Source organism: Pseudomonas sp. KH_024_B2, assembly GCF_057839965.1.
Window position 1 is genome coordinate 1,939,082 of the sequence record NZ_CM174502.1, and the last position, 19,901, is coordinate 1,958,982.

Here is a 19,901-nt window from a genome sequence, read left to right on the forward strand (position 1 = left end):
GGCCCTGATGTCGGTGCTGGAAACGGCAGCTCATGTGGGTACGCCCGGCACAAGCCGGGCAACCACGCCCCAGATCAGCTCGGGTACCAGCGCGTTTCATCCACGGCGATCTCACCTGGCCGGTGACCATAGATCTCGCCCAAGGCCTCCGCTTGCTCGGGGAACGTCTCAGCCATGAGCTGGCCGATCATCGCCACGTAGGTGTCAAAGTCCGGATGCTTTGCCCAATAGCGGTCGTGGATAGCATTGTGCAGCGACCGCTCAAACCATCCCCGGGCGACCATCAGGGCACCTTGCAGCCGGTCTTCACCAGTAGGCCCGCTGCTGTTCTGGTCATAGCCGTCGCTTTTCATCCGCTCGCGCTCGACGTGATTGCCAGGGCGGTAGCCGAGCAGCTCGACAGCCTCCATGAAGCACTCGTGGCGCTCCCGGTGTAACTGCCGGTCGCCTTTAACATCGGCGGCGAACTTGTAGTCGCAATAGCGACAGTGACTGATGCTGTTGGCCCCTCCCGGGGTGTCCACATGCTCGTTGATCACCCGATCGAAGCGGCGGTTGAGTTCGTGGTAGTCGCGAACACGGAACAGCTCGGTGGCAGCCTTGTCCAGGCGCTGCGCGTGCGACAGTTCAGGATGGACGGACTTGAGTTTCTTGGCGTGAAGTTTGGCGCGCTGAATGTCAGCGAAGGTAGGGTAGTGCATCTCAGCCTCCGGAGGCTGGGCCTGGCGTCCACTACGAGAACCCGTAAGGGCTGGTGCAACAGTCACGATAGTGCCGAGGCTTTGCCAGTGTGGACGGCAGGCACCTACCGAGTGCCGGCCCCGATAGTAGGTCCAGGTGTTGTCCATGAGCAAGAAAAATCCCCGCCGGGGCGGGCAATGCTGTTCACTTAAGCGGTGCAGCATTGCGATTCACTGGATACCGGGTTTTTGACATCTTCACCGCCCTGGGCCTCGCTGGCCTGGGGCGTTTTGTTATGAAGAGCACGCCGATACTGCCGCGAAGCTCTTCCAGGCGTCTTGGTGTGTGCGAAGGCGACACCGCTCCAGCCATGACCACTAGATGGCTGGCGATGTGCTGACAGGCAAACTTGAAACTCACCTCGCTGGGCGCCCGCTTATGCGCAACGGCAGCCTGACTGGCTTCTCGGCGGACCACGATATAAGCCAGTAGCAGTCCCCATAATTCTTGATACACCAGATCAACTGTCTTACTTCGAAGGGTCAAGGCATTGTCTTGCATAGAGCTTTTGATATCCCTGAAGCCCAGCTCGATTTCCCATCGTTCGTGATAACGGGTGGCGACCTGTTCGGCACTGAATTGTGAGGCGGGCAGTGAAGTGAAGACGGTCTTTTCTTTCCCCTCGACTTCGTAGGTTACGGCCCGCACTTGCCAGTGCTCAGGCAATAGTGGGTTCTTTTTCCGTGCCTGCGGCGAGACCTTCATCTGTACCAGGAGTCACCATCGCCGTAGCGCGCAAGCTCCGTGCGGACCGTACCCTTACGCTCCAGGATCATCCAATGCCGATTTTCCGCCGCGTTTTGGATACTCAACAACAAATCAGCAATCCTTTGTCCAGCAGCGTCACCGAATGGTTGGGGATGGCGTCGGGGCTCAACCGTTCGATTCGTGTGAGGTGGGTATTTCACCAGAGATGGAAGTCTTTTTCAGAGTTTCCCTAAAGGGCATAACGTTTGAGGTAACCGGCGTCCGGTTGCCCAAGTGGTTAGGTTGCTTTCGGATCGTCATTGTGTACGAGCGAGATGGTTGGCCTAGCCATCTCTGCAAGCTTTGGGTTGTTAGGGTCATTCGAATAGACCAGCAAATGCGCTTTAAGTGTAAGCACTTGCCCCACATACATGTTCGTCTGAAGGAGAGCTAAATCCTTAAGTTTTTCTCGATCTTCTGGGCGCCGGATGAAGGTGTTTAGCAGCGCTGTCCATGCAACCCCACCTAATGTATTTACGACGCTAGCTAGTTCCACCCCATGGTTTTTCTCAATCAGCGCAACGTCCTCGCCATGCATGATTGCGTTCCGAATGTCGCTGGTCAAGTCGAAGAACTCGACAGCTCCAGCATTCATCGTACGTTCAAGTAGGTGGCGGATTGCCTGCTTCGGATAAGGACGATGTGTTGCGTATTCATTGCACGCCTCACAGAAGAGGTTGCCTTTGCAGCGAGGGCATGTGTCGTGAACTCGATCGGTTGGCTTATCGAACTGCGCCACGAGTTCGATGACGAGCCAGAAATACTGGAACTGATCATCCGTGTACTCGGCGCCAACTCCCGCTGAGAACCATTTAAGCGCCCGATCAAGCGCTGGTGTTGTTGGTACGGCAGTTAAACGCTCCAGCGATTCAAAGATTGGCCTCTCCAACACGGGATACGGTAGCTCAGACCCTGGGAATCGCTCAAACTGGTGGCAGTCTCTCTGCTTTAGGCCTAGCGTCCAGTCAATAACTCGAATGATCTTGTGAATACGAAAGGGAAGATTAGTCGCGAAGGCGAGGTACTGTAGGTACCTTTTGAGGTTGGCAGTTCCTTTTTCCTTCGCATGCTCAAGGTCATCTGCAGCCTGAATGACTTGCACGGACAGCAGGGGGCGGTCCGTACCGGGCTTGACGCTCAGATTGGCGACGTGGATCTCAACTACGCCATCGAAACCAACAGTTTGTATGCAGTCGTGGCCATCCGCTAGGCAACCGTGCGTCTCGACTTCGAAATCCAACAGGAAGCGGTGGTCGGGCATACAAGCAACCTAACTCTAAATAGGGGTGATAACGCCTTCACGGGCTTGGTGGATAACATTCCTTGTTCTCTCGTCTACCCGCTTGAAGCGTCTCGTAGACCGCATTAAAACCCGGGTGGAACGGCATCATTGCAGATAACAATGCTGACTCGATGGCTTCCGGATCGGCTACCTGAAAAACAGTAGGTCGGTTTCGGCGGGGCTGCATGTTGCGGAGCAGGGCTCGAAAGAGATCTATATCTTTGATCGACCAATGCGTTCGCTGGAACTGGAAATCGTCGATATCAAGTTCAGCTGCAAAGGTCTGTAGCAGCCGGTTCGGAATAGGTGGAATTCCCGGATCGTAAACATACTCGAGCACAACATCCCGCCCCGACATCCTTGCTCGCACGATAGTTCCGACTCGTGCAACTTGGTCTCCTTGTCCAAACGTCTCTTGGACGAAGAGCGTAGGCAGGGTGGAGATGGTTGCGAGGTCCAGTTGAGCATCTGGCTTGAATCGGTCGATTAAGGATTGTTCGGTGTACTCGAAGATGCGGCCACCAAACATGGTGTCACGACCATCGGCCCATGCGTTGCCCTTTACGATCAGATTGAACAAACGGTACTCCCCGTGGCCGGTTTATTGGAGCCTGTAAGTCCATGTTTTGCCTGAAGGCGGTCACTGCGAGCGCGACACTGTTCGAGGAGAAACACGACATGGACGGCAAGCCCTAGCTGCTAGATCAGTATAGGCGGCAAATCAAACAACGCTGCTGACATTGGCCGCTTCTGGCCGATCGTTGCCAGTCGCGAGTGACCGAAATCGACCCGAAGGCGACAGTCAACTGGCTCCGAAACATTCAACATTTGACATGAGCGGTAGCCTACAGCTACCGCACATTCAACGGGACAGTGCCCGACATCGGAACGACAAAGGATGAGTGCACACCAATATCTTGCGAAAACGCTTTCATAACGCGTTGATGCGATTTGCGTACAAGGGCCGGATCAACTACTTCTTTGCTAAAGCAACTCTCCCAATCGGGATTCCAGTCTTTGAGCCAACTTTGTCTGCGACGTTCGAACTGTGTACGAAGGCAGGTGTCGCGGCCCCAGCCGGTATACGTTTCAAAGCAAAGGCTTTGAAATTCGATGCAGGAGGCAAAGAACTCTTCGCTGAACAAGGGGGCTGCAAGGTAGATCTTCTTGTCGACGACGCGCTTCATTGCAACCACGTTGGGTGGGGGGAGGTCCCGCCAACCACCTACGTATGTGTAGTAGCAAAGGAGATCATTAAACTGAGGGGCCAAATCATCATAGATGGCAAGCCGCTTCTCAATCAGTTTTTGACTGCGCCACTGGAGATTTTCGAATCGCTTCGTTACGCGATGGACATAGACGCCGAAAACAGCCAAGGCACTCGGTACCAATAGGCTAGCAGTGAGCTTCGCAACCTCCAACCAGTTCCATGGTCCTGGGTCCATAGGCACCTCTTGGCTCAAACGCAATGTATGCCGCAGCATTCGCGCTTCGATGTCCACGTGCTGTTTGTTTTTACAAACATAACGATTCCACGTAACGCACAGATAGTACGTGCCAGTTTAGGTGCAATATTTCGTGTTTGGGAACTTATTTTTATGGGGGAACTGAGCCTGTCGAATATGCGAATGTCAGGTTGTGGCCGACCTCAGCCGGTCATTTTCGGAAGACAGTGCAGTTCCGCTCGGGAGGATGCCGGTAGTAGCGTAAGGACGCCTATACTGCGCTGGCAAAGTAATCGGAAGCGGTGGATTCGATGAGCAAGGATAGGGATAGCAGGGAAGACCAGAATCTGGGCGAAAAGATGAAGGCAGGCGAGCCGCTGATGGAGCTGGCGATGCAGGCTTTACGCAGGTACCAAGAAGCGCAAGAGACGCAGCCTGAGGAAGAAGTGGAAAAGCTGCGTCTCGAAGCGGAAGCGCTGTTCACTGCTGTTCACGAGTATCAGCGTCAAGCCCTCGGGGGGTCTTCACTTCGGTTGCATTGAGCGAACCCCAGGAGCGGCAAAGGCAGCGATCGACCTGAGGCGGACAGTCAACAGTATCGGCCACGGAGCCCCAGTCCTGACGGTTGGATTGATCGACCAATACTCGAGGTTTCGAGGCCTGTTGCCCTATCACTGTTAAAATCACCAAATCGACAAGGCGGTTCAGTTCAGAACTATTGGCATTGCAGATGACGCTAAACAAGAAAGCCCGCTTCTCAGGATAATCCTCGAAATCAACGGAGAAATTGGGTTTTACCATCATCCATATTATAGCTAGTGTTCATTCCTCGTTCATAGCTTTCGATAAAGTATCAAATACGTCCTCCGCGAATTTTTCGATGACCTCAATGCTCTCTATTACCATGGGAGTATCTATACTTAGATATTCGCCCATTACTGTTTTGCCGTTACGATGAACAAAGTCATGCCGCATTTCGATAACCCTTTTCATGTTGGCCATGTGGATATCTGGCAGGACTTTTCCCGTAACGAGATTGATGTAATTTTTTACTACAATAGGGTTGTGGTAGGTAAGCGTGTTAAGGATGTTTATTACTATCCCATTTATCCCGTATTCAGAAATCTCTTTAATTGTGTATTTTAAGTTTTTGTCCTCAGACAGTTTTTTTACAAAATTATTCATCAGGTGCGGAAACGTCAGTACAGCGGATTTTATTATATCTCCTACCATTGCTTCGAATAAGGTAACTCCATGAGCATAAACCATTTTATGGATGGTCTTGTCATCAAAGGGACTGGTTCTTTGACTGACCATCATTTTCAAAGACTTAAGGTTTTCTGTGAATACACTATAGGTTTCAAGGAACGGATGCTCTTCGAACCATTTCATATGGGCTTCGTACTCTTCCCTTTCTTGTTCGTGCTGATACACAGCAGCCATGCCTTCGTATCCGGGATAATCCTCATCAATATCCACGTTTTCATCAATGTTGTAGCTTTCCCGCATCCACTGAATAATGCGTTCATGTTCTTGATCCATCATCCATTCTTTCGTGCTTCCCATGCGTACTCCCTTTATCAATGAATTGGTGAGATCAGACTCGGTAGGATCTGATGAAATTTTTCCTGTATGGCTCTCACGGTGCCGTCAAAGCGTGTATTGCCAGAAGACAGAACGACGCCGAGCTGGAGAACCATGACATTAAGCCCATTGCAGTTCCTGACGACACTTTCAATCAGTCCAACCGAGTACAGGGTTATGCTCTTTCCCCGAACTGCTAGAAAAATGTAGACACACAGCGACAGAAAAGCTGCTGCGCTCACGACTCCTGCTATGGTCAGCATCAGAAAATTCATGCTTTCACCAATGGCCTAACGTTTGGTTAAGGGGCGACCACGAGTGTAGCTTGCGGGCGTCCCGAGTGAGCGAAGCGAACGGACTTGAACCGTTTTTTATGCGTCATATATTAATTATAAATATTGAGCGTGCTATCTTTTTTTGCATGCATCTAGAGCGGCAATAGTTACTTTGCGCCTAGGATCATCAGAGGGGTAACCGGGATGCACATGCGCTGATGCTCTAGTACCCTCGGATGTGTCGGTGAACTCAATAACTAAGCCAATTGGCGGGTTGCCAGCGCCGTGATTTCCGGTAACAGTTACTTGATATGACATAGTTGAAACCTCCCAAAAAGGCCCCATTCGTGTGGCCTCAGCTTGCCAATATTTACCCACACAACGGGTCGCTTGAGTTACGTCGCCAGCTAAATACATAGTTGAAAATGGCTGCTCCTGTAGTGTCCGAGTTGCAGTTATTATTCCGACGCTGCAACCATCAAGCGCTAACAGCAGAGGAAAAAAAGAAGAAAAATATCGCATCCGCATAATGGCGCTCCAGATAATTATAATTTAGATTGGCGTACAATTATAAATAGACACTAAATGCTGCGATAACGCTTTCACCGGCTTGGTGGATAACATTCCTTGTCCTCTCGTCTCCCCCCTGACTAGGCGGGGCATTGTGACAGTCGGGTGAACCGCTCAAGGTGGGTTATGTACCATGGACGGAAAGCCCATTCTGCTCGATCAATTCCGGCATCAGACCAAGCATAGCTACTCATTTGCCATCATTCCATCCACCGGCGGCTTTTGGCCGATTTCTGCCTGTCGCCACCGTCAGCTTTTGGTCGATTGCAGCCCTTGGTGACAGGCAGAAATCGGCCAGAAACGGAAGCTCTTGGTCACTCGAACCTACATTCGATGAGTGCTGCTTTTCGAAATCCTGCAATTCCAACTGAAGCCGAAGTGAACCTAAGTTTGGCCGTAGAGACGAAAGTAACAGAACCTGACGCGGCCAGGTATGCTTTGCACCGAATTGACTTCCTGTCCGTACATTGAGTTCGATAGTGCCATTGGTATTCTGCTTCAAGTCCAACAAAGACTATTGCATATTTTGCATAAAACTGGATGAGCCTTCAATATTGGATATAGCCTTCTTAATCCGAGCGTTTGCATAAGGTTTGCTCGCGGCGTCTTTAACGAGTTGATCTAAAGTTACAGCAACGTCAATGACCGGAGAATTAGACCGTTGCGCCTTGTCCTTTGCAATCGTTGCACACGTACTCGCGGCCTCGTACGCTAATGTGACTACTTTGTAGCCAGGGGTGCTATTCCACCTTTCCACAAGCCTGTCATCGTGCTCATTAAAAGTGTTCACGAAGGCAAAATATATTGCACATGATTCGTCGGAAAAACTTGGCGGAGTCGTCTTCAGGTAATCCCAAACCAAACTAAGTTGGTCAACATCAACAAAATCGATCTGTTGGATTAGCTGGCCTACCATAGTGGTGCCATTTGAGCCCAAGCCCTTCGTGATCGCAGATCGCCCCTCTACGCTGTTATTCTGATCACGCATGTACATCTGCACTTGTCTAGCACTATCGCTAATTCCTATGAAATTACCGCGACCAAGTTCACGTGCAACCTCAAGAAACTTGAAAAATATCTTTGCATCGAGAACATAAATCCCTCTTGGCATGCTCTGAATTTCATCTAACCTTTGCTTTGATAGTGCGGCTAACTCTTGATACAGGCGGAACAAGTCGTCGCTACTTAAACTCCCATCAGTGACGTTAGTGCTATAAATTTCAAACACCCGCCGAGCAGTATCCTGAGGCTTCACGCCGTAGATCGAAACTTGTAGAGGTTTGTTGCGCCCCAAGGGCAATCTGACCAAGAGTTGCTCGCTGGAATACCCGCTTGGCAGGCTATCGAGCGCCACTACTGTACTTCCAAGCAAAGTGGCCGGGCCTTGGGGGACATAGTCCCATACCCTGTCTTTCACCGGTTCAAGTTTAATACCTTCTGGCGATACATTTGGTTTTGGCGGTTGACCCTCGGAGTTCCTGGGTTGAAGTACGGAACTCACTCGCAACTCCCAAGCCTGCGCGTCGACTAAAATAAGGGCCCACAACAATGCCGATGCGTACATCGTGATAGACCGACGTTTCATGATTGGACCTTTAACCCTAATAGGGCAGCTATGTAAAACACGCACGCGGTTAGCACGGTTCGGGCCCACTGCTGGGCATGTGTTAACCCATCCTGGCCAAGCGTATGCCCGCTTTTCCAGTTAAGATCGATTCCCATGTATCCGATTGCAGAAAGCATCAGAGTAATCAACATCACGCAAATCATTACGCCACCAAAGAGATTAAGACGGCGTTTATCATTAATCGTAGTGAAGCAAATAGGTGCAACCATTACTGGCAGCGAAGAGATCAAAATGGCTCCAAGGTTTTGGACATCTCCTGTTTTCTGCCCGGTTAAACTCGGGAGAATTTGTATTGCTCGTACGAGGTGCTCAGAGTTGTTGGATTGCCCATCCCAGTCAAAAATTAGCCACGCACAAAGTCCCGCCACGTAAAAAAGCACCAACATTAGCGCAACGAGAAGACATTGAGCAATGCGCTTAATGATGGGATCTTCGAAGTCCACGGATGCTTGCTCCTTTCCTAAACAGCTTCGAATTTACATCGCCCTTTGGAATGTGACGCTGCGGACTAGCCATAAATAAATTGTGCATCTTGCAGCTTCAGCAATATCAAAAAAATCGCCGTTGTATGCTCGAGCCTCCGCAGGAGGCCACTAATACTATTAGTCTGCTGCGCTCAAGGAAGCAAGTTAGCTCATACTGCGGCGACCAGTGGTCACGTTCACAGGTGAGGATCATCAAGAGAGGCAACGAGTTGCCTCGTTGTATGTAGCGAAAACTTAACACCGTCACGGGTTTCGATGCTATCTCGCACCACGAGCAGACTCACTGATAATACCTGGCACGCAAATAGCTATTCGAACTAACTACACTATATCTATATCGCGAATTCATTACTCCAAGCGTTAGCAGTAAGCCCGCAGCGATATTAAGTCAGCTAACGCACGAGACTGAGTAACGCCCCCAGGGAACCAGAGGCATTCGAAAAATTTAATCATCATGAAAAATCTTTCTCCAGACCTGAGCTAATCTTCAAAAGCCGCTTTCTAGTAGTCTACGGTGAAACGACCCTCCTACTTTCCTACTTTCCTACTTTATTCCACCGACAAACTGGACAGGTAGACTGTTTCAAATTTTATGATTGATCGTCAAAATTTCCAGCACAATTGAGGAGGTGCATATGGCCAGCGAACGAATTAAAGAAATTCAGAACGCGTTGATTGCGAAAGGTTTTTTGCCGGGAGAAGTAGACGGTATCTGGGGACGCAGAACCATCGCAGCGACCAAGGAATTCCAAAAAAAGATGGGACTGGAGGTGGATGGAATCGTAGGTCCCAATACAACAATAGCGTTGTTTGGCGAAAATAAACCCCTGCCCGGCGGACCGCTGCTTCCTTGGTTGACGGAAGCACAACAGCTCCTTGCCACCAAGGAGGTGTTAGGTAATCGTAACAATCCAGTCATTTTAAACTGGGCAGACGATCTGGATATACATTATTCCGGGGACGAAGTGCCTTGGTGTGGCCTATTCGTAGGTCATTGCATTGCTGCGACAATGGTCGATGAGATATTACCGTCCAATCCCTTAGGGGCACGTCAGTGGGAAAAATTTGGCGACCCCATCGAGCCGCGTCTCGGAGCGATCATGGTGTTTTGGCGAAAATCGAAGACCAGCGGTTTGGGACATGTGGGTCTCTACACCGGCGAAGATGAAACTGCCTTCCGAATTTTAGGTGGTAACCAATCCGACAAGGTTTGCTTTACTTGGGTTAGTAAAGACCGTTTTGTCAAAGCACGATGGCCCAGGACAGCAGCATCGCTCGGTGGAGGGCAGGCAGTAGTCAAAATGAACCGAGCGCAAGATCTTTCTAATAATGAGGCCTAGTTTTCACAGACCCACCGTCACCTTTGGGTCGATTTCGGTCGGTCGCGACCGGCAGAAATCGGTCCAGGCTGTGTGAAAACGCAAGCGCTGTTTTGAAGTCTGCGTTGCTACGTAAAATCTGTAGGTGTTTGGTTAGTCAGCCAGACCTGAAATTTGTAGGAGCGCAGACTTCAAAAAGGTGCATGGGTTTTCTCACAGCCAGGATCGTTAGCTGCCTGTCACAATGCGCGGATCCGGGTCGACTCTGGCTTTTTGACAGTCTCCCCTTAACAATTTCCAAAGGTGAAATGGCTGGAGCCCTTTAAATCCGGGGCCTTCAGGCATTCACCCCTTGCACTCACCTCTTCCACTCACCCCTTAAACCGCAAGGCATTCATCCCTTCGACCATTCACCCTTTACCGAGGTTAGGAGGTGAATGTCTGGAGCCCTTTAAATCCGGGGCTTCCAGCCACTCACCTCCAGCACTCACCTCCGATACAGCAAAACTAGCTTTTCCCTATGGGAAGTGAATGGTCAGGGCAAGTTGGCTCAGCCTCAAAAAAAAGAGGCACACGACCTGGAGTTGGGTCATGCGCCTCAATTTCAATTTCCTGACAGACCAGGCAATCGGCTGGATTGCCCTGCAACGCCAACTCGATGGTTATTGAATGGACATGATATTGACGGTTTTGTTAGCCCCCACAAGCGCGACCACACGAGCGGTCACGGTACAGCCTGTGGTGATATCGTGGGTCGTGTGGTTGGTGTTGAGCGCCCATCCCGCGCATGAGGTTTGCACCCAGTTGTTGGTGTGATTGATAACGAACGTCTGGCCGGCCGGAGTCAGATGCAGCGCATGCAGTTGTCCGATCGCGTGCGGGGTCCAGGCGACGTGTGCGGCCATGAGCATCTCTGCAGTTCGGTAATGATTGACCGCAGCGGTGGCCCCGAGCGCCAGAACCAGTACATGGACGAACGAAGCAGTTACACCTTTCTCGCGGCAGCGGCTTACCAGATTGCCGATGCGCTCATCGATTTGCTCATCGCCCGAGAAGGCAAGGAACCCTGCGTTGTGCAGCCCATTCTGGCCAGTGCTGACGCCGTCCAGCAGCAAATCGAGATTCCGTGGATCGTTGTTGACCAGAAGATCGACAAGACGGAACTCAATGCCATCCAGTTCGCCGAATGCCCAATCGACTTCCTCCGCGCTCAGACCGTAATCCTGCAAGGATTTGCTCAACCGATCACGGAAACTGCCTGGCTGTTTTGCCTGTGCCAGAAAGTCATCTAGTGGCGTACCCAGCGTCGGCAGTAAGTCATGCACGATGTATCGCAGGCTGGAAATGGTGTTTTTGACAATCGAACCGGCTTTCGCGGCAGCATCGGCATCATTGGCCAGCTGGCCGGAATTGAGCTGATTGCGCAGGGCCGTGATGGCTGCTACACCCTTGCCGATGCCGTCGAGCCTGGCGGTCAGGCTCACCGCATCGAGCGTTGCAGCCTGGCTGCCGAAAGGCATCAGGATAGATTGTGCCAGGCGTTGCTGGCTACTGACAGTTGCGTTCATGTCGACTTCCTTGAGTGATAGTGAAGTATCAACGTGATGCACGAGTTCGCGGGCTGAACTTAATAATCAGTCCAAACAGTCACGGGATTGAAACCGATATTCGCTACAGTCATCAGCGCCCCGGCGCCCTCGGAAACATCGATCGTTGTTGGCTGCCCAGCCCCAAGATCGACATCATGGTTACTCTTGCAGCACAACTCGATATGCCAACTTATTTTGGAATCGCCGTCATCGCTGCACTTGGCTGATAATTGAGTGCGCAGGCCAACTGGGCGAGTCGAGTAAACAACGGATTGACCGGGTTTCAGCGTGGATTGCTGGGTCATGGCAAGTGCTCCTTGGGTTAATATTAAAGCGAAGGTGGCGTGGCAGGCCTCATCAGGAAGCGATCGTTATAGGTGGTTAAAGTATTCGCCTGAATGGAACTAACAAATTGCTTGCCAGTATCGTCACTTGTCGGGACTCGATAAACTTCAATGGCTTCGCAAATCTGCCAATTAAAATATTGATAGTCCGCCAGGAAATCAGTCGTGGTCATCACGTCATGCCTGATCTCGTAGGAGGTGGTGTCCTCCTCGTGATACTCAAGGGTACGGGACAGTTCCGCACTCAAATTGAAGCTCGATGCACCCACGGGGGCTGCGTCAGCCAAAGCGCCCTGGGTTGCCATGACAGGCGGGATCGGGGGAATGTCGCCACCCGCAAACAGGTCGCCTCCCGATAGATCAAGGCCCAGATCCATGCCGATTCGCTGCGTTACCGATGTAGATTTACCCTCGGTGTGCGTATAGGTGGCACCTACGCTATTGGTGACCTGTTCGGTTACGTTATTGGCATAGGTCTTGCGGCTGACCCTGTGCCAGTAACGCGTCCTCAACACCAGGTAGTGGTCGACGTTGGCCAACTTGTCAGCCTTGGTCTGCTTCCACTTTTCCCAATCGGACGGTGAATTGTGGTTCATCGTCTGCCAGGGATAGCGTGGGTCCGTAACCAGATCAAAATGATCCTTCAATACCTTGTAACTACCGACGACGAAGGATTCAGAGTCATCGGGTGGCAAGATATCCGGATCGGTCATTAACGGAGGGTGCGCCGGATTGAATGCGCTTTCATTATCAGTCATTGATATTGATTCCTTTCTTTAAATTGCACTGCTTGATTGAATGGCTGAAACAGCCGCCCATGGGAATCATCGATTATGGAGTGCCACAACAGATTGCCTGTTGCACGCACTAATTGAAGTTAGAGTAAACGGCACGGATTTTGTCAGGTAGCCATTTTTTAATACCCTCCTTTCTTTTTACAAAGCGCCTTTCCGGTGGAGAGCATATGTCAGCAAAATCCGCCCGGTTATATCTTTTGGAAGCTAAAGGCCATTTTATTAGCGCCATTGAAATGCAGGTTTTAAATGTTTTTTGTTTATCAGAGGGATTGTTATCGTCAGCCTGGAGTGGGTGCAATCATGTCAATTTATTGGCTGATAGCAAAATGAGAGACGGATCTATTTTTACCACTCTAGTTTTGTCCTTGGACATAATCGAGCTCTCCATGTCTCATGGTTGAGCGCTTCTTCCGAGATATCACCGTTTTCTTACGTGATGGCAGCTTCAGTTCGACACGCGAATTGGCCAGTTTCATTAGCACGTTTTTAGCGTTACACAATCCTCAGCCAAGCCTATACGTCTGGAATGCAAAAGGTGAAAACAGCTTGCACAAGATCCAGCGTGCACGAGAGGCGATGGCATCACAGTCCAAAGAGAACGTTTTTTCTGAGACAGCACAATAGGTTGTTCATCCGGCCCTGATAACCGAAGCAGGGGTTCTCTAAGGAAGGTCTGAAGTACCCAGCGATTTTTGATGCCCTCTCTGCTTGAGGTTCAAAAAACGCTTATTCGGTCGAAAACCAGACCTTTCCTGTCTTTAATTCATGTTTTTTCCTCTAATCGCGCTGTTTCAGGGCGATTAGCCCGCATTACAGACGCACCTCTCCTGCATTCAACAATCGTTTTCGCACCATCCACAGGTTCGACAAGGCGAACAACGTCGTCTGTTGAGCGATGTTTTTCGTCAGACCACGAAAGCGCACTTTCGTATAGCCAAACTGGCGCTTGATCACTCGAAACGGATGCTCAACCTTGGCTCTGACTTGCGCTTTCGCATACTCAATCCCGCGTAGCACACTACCGATCACCGTGTCTTTGCCATGCTCTTTGTACGAACTGGGCCGCGCAGAAATCGACCAGATCATCTTGCGATCCTGATGTTCTGGGCGCTTCTGCACGCCGGTGTAACCAGCATCGCCACAGACGTGAACTTCTTCCCCGTGAAGCAGTTGATCCACTTGCGTCACGTCCGCCACGTTGGCAGGCGTACCGACAACGCTATGAACCAACCCCGAATCAGCGTCCACGCCAATGTGAGACTTCATTCCAAAAAAGTACTGATTTCCTTTCTTGGTCTGATGCATCTCGGGGTCACGTTTTTTGTCTTTGTTCTTGGTTGAACTGGGCGCATGAATGATCGTCGCATCCACAATCGTTCCGTGGCGCAACATCAATCCACGGTCGCCCAGATAACCGTTGATAACCTGCAAAATCCCACCCGCCAGCTCATGTTTTTCCAGCAAGCGGCGGAAGTTGAGGATCGTGGTTTCGTCAGGAATTCGATCCAGATGCAGCCCCGCGAACTGGCGCAGGATCGTCGTTTCATACAGCGATTCTTCCATCGCCGGGTCGCTGTAGCCGAACCAGTTTTGCATCAGATGAACCCGTAACATCGCCAGCAACGGATACGCCGGACGACCGCCTTCACCCTTCGGATAATACGGCTCGATCAAGGCAATCAAACCCTTCCAGGGCACGACCTGATCCATCTCGATCAGGAAGCGCTCACGTCGGGTTTGCTTACGTTTGCCGGCGTATTCGGCATCGGCGAAGGACATCTGTTTCATCGGGGCTCAACCGTTCTGTTCGTGTGAGGTGCGTATTTCACCAAATCTGGAAGTCTTTTTCAGAGTTTCCCTAAGCACCAACCCAGCTATCAGGGTGATCGGATGCACAGCCATAAGCATGCCCGATTGACCGCATACAGCCAGTGATAGCGTCCATGCGCATCAGTGCTTGAGTTGATCTAGGCGGGGGGCGTAGCGCGGCGGATGGGAGTGACCATATGACTTTCTCTCTCAGGATTAATAACGAATAGCGATTCTGAAAGAAGTGACAGCGGGCCTCCTGATGAACCTACACCCGAAACGGGTCGCTTTCGAAAGGTGCAAGACTGCACCGCATGGCTACTAAGGTATAGATGGTCCTTTGGCTCAGCTGTTTGAACGGAGCCATCCACCGACTGGGCGGCATGGATCGCTGGCAGTCCAGCCTCACGGGCATTGCTCACGGCTCGTCGGACTAGTTCGTTTGCCCGCTTGCATGTGGGAGATTGCCTGCTTTACTCTGAACCTCCGGTCAATTGGTGACTGCTCGGTCACAGCGAGCATCCAAGAGCCCTCGCGCTGTTGCTGTTTGTCTGTGCAGCCTGGTAGAACCGGGGGGGAACCCAGTGCTTTGGCGCATGAGAATTACCCGATTCATCTCCGTAACTAGTTGAAAATTAATAAGTTATTAATTTAACTGCCTGGCAGTCAACTGTCGGGGTTAAGCATTCTGCTGTCTACCATATGGTCCTGCGAACAGCCGCTCACACTGTCCGCTGAGCCCAATTTGTGCCAGAAGGATAACGACATGAAGCCAGAAACTGCCATCGTCGAGATTTTCAAGAAGTACAAGGTTTATACCGAACGCTTTCTCAACAACGCCGCTGACAAGACCATCATTCTGGTCAATGGCTCGCTGGCAACCACCGCATCCTTTGCCCAAACGGTGCGTTACCTGCAGCCGCGGTTCAATGTGGTTCTCTACGACCAGCCCTACGCCGGCCAGTCGCGACCGCACAACCGCTACGGCCAGCCGATCCGCAAGGAGGACGAGGCAGAGATACTGCTGGAGTTGATCGAACACTTCCGTGCCGACCATGTGCTGTCCTTCTCCTGGGGCGGCGCGGCCACCCTGCTGGCACTGGCTCAGCGGCCGCGACGGATCGAGAAGGCGGTGATCAATTCATTCGCAGCGCGGATCAGTAAGCCGATGCGCGACTACCTGGAGAGCGGCCTGAGCCTTCTCCAGGCCTGCGACCGCTTCAACGTCGGCCGCTTGGTCAACAACACCATCGGCAAGCACCTGCCGTCGCTGTTCAAGCGCTTCAACTACCGCCATGTCAGCAGTCTGGCCGAGCACGAATACATGCAGATGCATTTCCACATCAATGAGGTGCTGACCCAGGACACCCAGTGCTACGTCGCCTGCGCCGATGCCATCGAGGTTCCGTTGCTGTTCGTCAACGGCGAATGGGACGAGTACACCTCGGCGGAAGACGCCCGCCTGTTTGCCGGCCACGTCCGTCAGTGTCAGTTCAGCACAATCAAGAACGCCGGGCACTTCCTGGATATGGAACACAAGGCGGCCTGGCACGACACCCAGCAGGCCTTACTCGGCTTTCTGCAGCCGGCCTCCAGCCTGGTCAAGCCAAAGAGCACGCCGCCGCTGGGCAGCCGGCACCGCTACGCAGCCAGTGACCGTATCTTTAGTCACAGTGCGGCGCATAACTACTTGCCCCGCTAGAGGGGCGTGGCTCTGGGTTGACTCTTCGCGCGGCAGTTTGGCGCGCCTTGGTACAAGTCCTTTCTGTTTGGCTCTATGACGATACGACGATGGAGTTTGGTTCATGCGAAAGAAACCAGCGGCGGGCGCCTTGCCCGTACCCGCGTCCCTTGTGAATGCAGAACAAAGCGCAATAACCGGCCTGCGTGGCCGCAATCTGTTCCCCACGCTGCGTACCCTGGCGCTGCAGGGCATCAAGCAGCCGATCCACAGCGCCCGCCATGCTCTGGCCCTCGGTGGCCAACTGGGCCGCGTGCTGCTCGGCGATACGTCGCCCCCCGCCCAGGATGCGCGCTTCCAGGACCCATCCTGGCGCCTCAACCCCTTCTATCGCCGCAGCCTGCAGGCCTATCTGGCCTGGCAGAAGCAACTGAACGCCTGGGTCGACGAGAGCAACCTGGCGGCCGACGACCAAGCCCGCGCGCGCTTCATCCTGGCCCAGCTCGGCGATGCGCTGTCGCCGTCCAACAGCCCGCTCAACCCGCTGGCGGTCAAGGAGCTGTTCAACACCGGCGGCGCCAGCCTGCTCAAGGGGATTGGTCATCTGCTCGACGACCTGCGGCACAATGGCGGCATGCCCAGCCAGGTCAGCAAACAGGCCTTCGAGGTCGGCCGGAATATCGCCACCACCCCTGGCGCCGTGGTGTTCCGCAACGAGCTGCTGGAGCTGATCCAGTACCAGCCGATGAGCGAAAAACAGTATGCCCGCCCGCTACTGATCGTGCCGCCGCAGATCAACAAGTACTACATCTTCGACCTCAGCGCGGAGAAGAGCTTCGTTCAGTACGCGCTGAAGAACGGCTTACAGGTGTTCATCGTCAGCTGGCGCAACCCGAACGCTCGTCATCGCGAGTGGGGCCTATCGCGTTATGTACAGGCCATCGAAGAAGCCCTTGATATGACCCGCGCCATCAGCGGCAGCAAAGAGGCCCACCTGATGGGCGCCTGCGCCGGCGGCCTGAGCATCGCCGCTCTGCAAGGCTACCTGCAAGCTAAACGACAGCTGCGCAAAGTCGCCAGCGCAACTTATCTGGTCAGCCTGCTGGACAGTCAGATCGACAGCTCAGCCATGTTGTTTGTCAATGAGCAAACCCTGGAAGCTGCCAGGCGCCGCTCCTATCAGCAAGGCGTGCTGGATGGCCGCGACTTGGCCAAGGTCTTCGCCTGGATGCGCCCGAATGATCTGATCTGGAACTATTGGATCAATAACTACCTGCTCGGCAAGCAACCCCCGGCCTTCGACATCCTCTACTGGAACAACGACAACACGCGCCTACCGGCCACCCTGCATGGCGATCTGCTGGACTTCGTCAAATTCAACCCGCTCACGCACCCTGGCGGCCTGGAGGTCTGCGGCATGCCGATCGACCTGCAGAAAGTCACGGTCGACAGCTTCAGCATCGCCGGGATCAACGACCACATTACGCCCTGGGACGCGGTCTATCGCTCGACCCTGCTGCTCGGTGGCGAACGGCGCTTCGTGCTATCCAACAGCGGGCATATCCAGAGCATCCTCAACCCACCAGGTAATCCCAAGGCTAGCTACCTGGAGAACGACAAGCTGTCGTCCGACCCGCGTGCCTGGTATTTCGACACGCAGAAGCACGATGGCAGCTGGTGGCCAGAGTGGTTGGGCTGGATTCAGGCGCGCTCGGGTGAGCAACGCGAAACTCAGCTGGCGCTGGGCAACCAGAATCACCCGCCGATGGAGGCCGCTCCCGGCACCTACGTGCATGTGCGTTAAACTCTGACATGAACATTGAGAAGACCGGCCGGGGATTTCCCGGCCAGCTGCCGTCGCCTTAGGGAGTAAACCAAAATGAGCAGGAACGTGCCCTGCCCAAGGTATAACGTCTTAGCCGGCTAGAAGGATCCTGGTTTCCATGGCCTCAAGCGACGATTCGTTGGCTCGATACTGACCGGGCGTCATGCCGAACCAGCGCAGGCAAGCCTTGTGGAAACTGCTGTGGTCGTGAAAACCGAGCAGGTAAGTCACGTGCTTCATATTGAAATGGGAATGACGCAGGTAGAAGTCGGCCAACTGCTGACGCACATCATTCAGAACATCCTTGAACTGCGTGCCCGCCTTCTCCAGTGCCCGTTGCAACGTTCGCTTGCTGATGTTCAGTGCGGCCGCAATCGATTCCATATCACACTGGCCCTGCCTTTGCTCCTGACTCAGGCGTTCGGTGATCAGCGCACGAATCCTGCATACAATGGTTAAGTCGTTCAACAGGTCAAGCTGAGCTTTGGCATAGCTGTCATGGAGCATGGCCAACGCCTCGTTGGCCATGCTCAACGGACGCAGCAGCTCCTGACCATCGAACAGGATGCTGTCATAGGCCGCCCCGAAACGCAGTTCACAGCCAAACAGCCGCTGATGCTCCGAGATGTCTTCAGGTTCGGGATAAGTGAACTCCACACTCAGCGGTTGCGGCGATTTGCCACCGGTCAGCCAGCGACAGATACCCAGCAGCGATCCGAGGCTGGCATCGGTGTACTGCCGGGGCTTGATCGAACCGCGCTGATGATGATCGAGCGCGGCCAAGCGGTAATGCTGTTGTTCCTGGACAAAAAACAGGCTGAATCCAGTGCTGATCAACGGGCTGAAATGAACCAGTCGTTCGAATGCCTTTTTCAGGTTCAAGCTGGACATCATGGTGTAGCCAACGATCTGAAAAATGCCCGGATGGAAATTCTCGTAGGCCTTCAAACCAATGTTCGGATCGCCGGAGGCCTGAGCCGCCAGATCCCATAGGCGGTAGATAGTGCTTCGTTCGTAGAATGATCCCGGTATATCTGCGAGCTTTATTTCAAGTCCAGCCTCCTGGCACAGACTGTCGACATCCAGTCCTTGCGCCGAAAGCGTATTCACCAGCACCCTGGCATAGCCTGAACTCATTCTGTACATGACGACCCCATCTCCCTGTTAAACCAGACATCCTTTACCGCTCAAGCGAAATGAGCGGCCTTATGTTGTCGGGAATGTTGGGTGGAGCCGGGGGTATGTGGTATTGCGTCATGAGGAAACGCAAGTGCTCGATGGCGTCATTATATTTAAGATCGGCATGTCGTCGCTTTACCTGGTACTGGCTGAAAGCTTCCGCATCCAGGTAGGGCCGATCAAGAATATCCAGGGCGGCGCAGCTCAAGCTATGGGCTTCGCTGAAAAGCTGGTTGTTACGTTCGAGAGCCAGGTTTAGACAGGCTATGGTTTGATGGGACACCCGCGTGTCGTTCATTGCAGTACCCTTTTGATTGATCTGTTGTTATTTTTTTTGGCTCAACCTGCGCTGTTGTGTTGGCAGGCCGGCTCGGGCAAGAAACGTCGCCGCACAGCTACAGTTATTTCAAGGCGATGCCACGCAGCAGGACTTCTCGATCCGTCTATGCCGCTTAAATGCGTTTACCGCTTGATCTTGTCATGGGTGTTGAGCCATTCCGGCGGGCTTCCAGGTACTTGTTGTCCGCCACCTTCGGCGTTTTTCAACCCAATTTCAACAACAGGTTGCTGCAGACATCTCGTTGTTAGCGACACGTTCGAGT

17 protein-coding genes and 2 pseudogenes are annotated in these 19,901 nt (G+C 52.7%); 6 read left to right on the forward strand and 13 right to left on the reverse strand.

Features of this window, described 5'->3' with window-relative positions:
• Positions 1–74 precede the first annotated feature (74 nt).
• From AC3I0A_RS09140 to AC3I0A_RS09160, 5 genes and pseudogenes are all read right to left on the reverse strand, one after another.
• A complete protein-coding gene (locus tag AC3I0A_RS09140; protein WP_489377372.1) occupies positions 75–701 on the reverse strand; it encodes a hypothetical protein in 627 nt (208 codons plus the stop codon).
• A 184-nt stretch (positions 702–885) separates the two neighbouring features.
• Positions 886–1,609 (reverse strand): annotated as a pseudogene (locus tag AC3I0A_RS09145) (IS4 family transposase); the annotation flags it as partial.
• Positions 1,610–1,726: 117 nt separating this feature from the next.
• The gene (mauJ, locus tag AC3I0A_RS09150; RefSeq protein ID WP_489377373.1) at positions 1,727–2,749 is read right to left on the reverse strand and encodes a methylamine utilization protein MauJ; all 1,023 of its coding nucleotides are present in this window, start codon (positions 2,747–2,749) and stop codon (positions 1,727–1,729) included.
• Between the two features lie 37 nt (positions 2,750–2,786).
• Positions 2,787–3,350, reverse strand: coding sequence for a hypothetical protein (locus AC3I0A_RS09155; protein WP_489377374.1), 564 nt, complete (start codon positions 3,348–3,350; stop codon positions 2,787–2,789).
• Positions 3,351–3,621: 271 nt separating this feature from the next.
• A complete protein-coding gene (locus tag AC3I0A_RS09160; protein WP_489377375.1) occupies positions 3,622–4,272 on the reverse strand; it encodes a hypothetical protein in 651 nt (216 codons plus the stop codon).
• A 254-nt stretch (positions 4,273–4,526) separates the two neighbouring features.
• Here AC3I0A_RS09160 and AC3I0A_RS09165 point away from each other — a divergent pair, with 254 nt between their 5' ends.
• The gene (locus AC3I0A_RS09165; protein WP_489377377.1) at positions 4,527–4,757 is read left to right on the forward strand and encodes a hypothetical protein; all 231 of its coding nucleotides are present in this window, start codon (positions 4,527–4,529) and stop codon (positions 4,755–4,757) included.
• Positions 4,758–5,037: 280 nt separating this feature from the next.
• Here AC3I0A_RS09165 and AC3I0A_RS09170 read toward each other — a convergent pair whose 3' ends face one another.
• From AC3I0A_RS09170 to AC3I0A_RS09180, 3 genes are all read right to left on the reverse strand, one after another.
• A complete protein-coding gene (locus AC3I0A_RS09170) occupies positions 5,038–5,781 on the reverse strand; it encodes a hypothetical protein (RefSeq protein WP_489377378.1) in 744 nt (247 codons plus the stop codon).
• Between the two features lie 1,377 nt (positions 5,782–7,158).
• Positions 7,159–8,145: a hypothetical protein gene (locus AC3I0A_RS09175; RefSeq protein ID WP_489377380.1), complete on the reverse strand. Its 987-nt coding sequence runs from the start codon at positions 8,143–8,145 to the stop codon at positions 7,159–7,161.
• An 80-nt stretch (positions 8,146–8,225) separates the two neighbouring features.
• Entirely contained in the window at positions 8,226–8,714 is a 489-nt protein-coding gene (locus AC3I0A_RS09180; RefSeq protein ID WP_489377381.1) for a hypothetical protein, read from the reverse strand.
• 677 nt (positions 8,715–9,391) lie between these two features.
• Between AC3I0A_RS09180 and AC3I0A_RS09185 the strand changes: the two genes are divergently transcribed.
• The gene (locus AC3I0A_RS09185; protein ID WP_489377383.1) at positions 9,392–10,096 is read left to right on the forward strand and encodes an NlpC/P60 family protein; all 705 of its coding nucleotides are present in this window, start codon (positions 9,392–9,394) and stop codon (positions 10,094–10,096) included.
• A 641-nt stretch (positions 10,097–10,737) separates the two neighbouring features.
• Here AC3I0A_RS09185 and AC3I0A_RS09190 read toward each other — a convergent pair.
• From AC3I0A_RS09190 to AC3I0A_RS09200, 3 genes are read right to left on the reverse strand one after another with little or no spacing between them, the layout of a single operon-like run.
• The gene (locus AC3I0A_RS09190) at positions 10,738–11,643 is read right to left on the reverse strand and encodes a hypothetical protein (protein ID WP_489377384.1); all 906 of its coding nucleotides are present in this window, start codon (positions 11,641–11,643) and stop codon (positions 10,738–10,740) included.
• 59 nt (positions 11,644–11,702) lie between these two features.
• Positions 11,703–11,969, reverse strand: coding sequence for a hypothetical protein (locus AC3I0A_RS09195; RefSeq protein WP_489377385.1), 267 nt, complete (start codon positions 11,967–11,969; stop codon positions 11,703–11,705).
• A gap of 23 nt (positions 11,970–11,992) precedes the next feature.
• Positions 11,993–12,766 (reverse strand): hypothetical protein, encoded by a 774-nt coding sequence (locus tag AC3I0A_RS09200; protein WP_489377386.1) that lies wholly within the window; start codon positions 12,764–12,766, stop codon positions 11,993–11,995.
• A 414-nt stretch (positions 12,767–13,180) separates the two neighbouring features.
• On the opposite strand from AC3I0A_RS09200, the pseudogene AC3I0A_RS09205 reads away from it, so the two are divergent.
• A pseudogene (locus tag AC3I0A_RS09205) lies at positions 13,181–13,429 on the forward strand (IS630 family transposase); the annotation flags it as partial.
• Between the two features lie 186 nt (positions 13,430–13,615).
• Here the strand turns inward: AC3I0A_RS09205 and AC3I0A_RS09210 are convergent.
• Complete coding sequence (locus AC3I0A_RS09210; RefSeq protein WP_489377235.1) at positions 13,616–14,593, reverse strand: IS5 family transposase; 978 nt, start codon at positions 14,591–14,593, stop codon at positions 13,616–13,618.
• 787 nt (positions 14,594–15,380) lie between these two features.
• Here AC3I0A_RS09210 and AC3I0A_RS09215 point away from each other — a divergent pair.
• Both AC3I0A_RS09215 and phaC read left to right on the forward strand, forming a co-directional pair.
• The gene (locus AC3I0A_RS09215; protein WP_489377387.1) at positions 15,381–16,316 is read left to right on the forward strand and encodes an alpha/beta fold hydrolase; all 936 of its coding nucleotides are present in this window, start codon (positions 15,381–15,383) and stop codon (positions 16,314–16,316) included.
• Positions 16,317–16,419: 103 nt separating this feature from the next.
• On the forward strand, positions 16,420–18,099 hold the full coding sequence (gene phaC, locus AC3I0A_RS09220; protein WP_489377388.1) for a class II poly(R)-hydroxyalkanoic acid synthase: 1,680 nt from the start codon (positions 16,420–16,422) through the stop codon (positions 18,097–18,099).
• Between the two features lie 111 nt (positions 18,100–18,210).
• Here phaC and AC3I0A_RS09225 read toward each other — a convergent pair whose 3' ends face one another.
• Positions 18,211–19,266: an AraC family transcriptional regulator gene (locus tag AC3I0A_RS09225; protein WP_489377389.1), complete on the reverse strand. Its 1,056-nt coding sequence runs from the start codon at positions 19,264–19,266 to the stop codon at positions 18,211–18,213.
• 124 nt (positions 19,267–19,390) lie between these two features.
• On the opposite strand from AC3I0A_RS09225, the gene AC3I0A_RS09230 reads away from it, so the two are divergent.
• Positions 19,391–19,558: a hypothetical protein gene (locus AC3I0A_RS09230; protein WP_489377390.1), complete on the forward strand. Its 168-nt coding sequence runs from the start codon at positions 19,391–19,393 to the stop codon at positions 19,556–19,558.
• Positions 19,559–19,901 lie beyond the last annotated feature (343 nt).

Excerpts from the sequence above, each read along its gene's own strand:
- AC3I0A_RS09200 (WP_489377386.1), bottom strand. The coding sequence starts at position 12,766 with ATGACTGATAATGAAAGCGCATTCAATCCGGCGCACCCTCCGTTAATG.
- AC3I0A_RS09225 (WP_489377389.1), bottom strand. The coding sequence starts at position 19,266 with ATGTACAGAATGAGTTCAGGCTATGCCAGGGTGCTGGTGAATACGCTT.
- AC3I0A_RS09210 (WP_489377235.1), bottom strand. The coding sequence starts at position 14,593 with ATGAAACAGATGTCCTTCGCCGATGCCGAATACGCCGGCAAACGTAAG.
- AC3I0A_RS09140 (WP_489377372.1), bottom strand. The coding sequence starts at position 701 with ATGCACTACCCTACCTTCGCTGACATTCAGCGCGCCAAACTTCACGCC.
- AC3I0A_RS09215 (WP_489377387.1), top strand. The coding sequence starts at position 15,381 with ATGAAGCCAGAAACTGCCATCGTCGAGATTTTCAAGAAGTACAAGGTT.
- AC3I0A_RS09195 (WP_489377385.1), bottom strand. The coding sequence starts at position 11,969 with ATGACCCAGCAATCCACGCTGAAACCCGGTCAATCCGTTGTTTACTCG.
- phaC (WP_489377388.1), top strand. The coding sequence starts at position 16,420 with ATGCGAAAGAAACCAGCGGCGGGCGCCTTGCCCGTACCCGCGTCCCTT.
- AC3I0A_RS09165 (WP_489377377.1), top strand. The coding sequence starts at position 4,527 with ATGAGCAAGGATAGGGATAGCAGGGAAGACCAGAATCTGGGCGAAAAG.
- AC3I0A_RS09190 (WP_489377384.1), bottom strand. The coding sequence starts at position 11,643 with ATGAACGCAACTGTCAGTAGCCAGCAACGCCTGGCACAATCTATCCTG.
- AC3I0A_RS09185 (WP_489377383.1), top strand. The coding sequence starts at position 9,392 with ATGGCCAGCGAACGAATTAAAGAAATTCAGAACGCGTTGATTGCGAAA.
- mauJ (WP_489377373.1), bottom strand. The coding sequence starts at position 2,749 with ATGCCCGACCACCGCTTCCTGTTGGATTTCGAAGTCGAGACGCACGGT.
- AC3I0A_RS09170 (WP_489377378.1), bottom strand. The coding sequence starts at position 5,781 with ATGGGAAGCACGAAAGAATGGATGATGGATCAAGAACATGAACGCATT.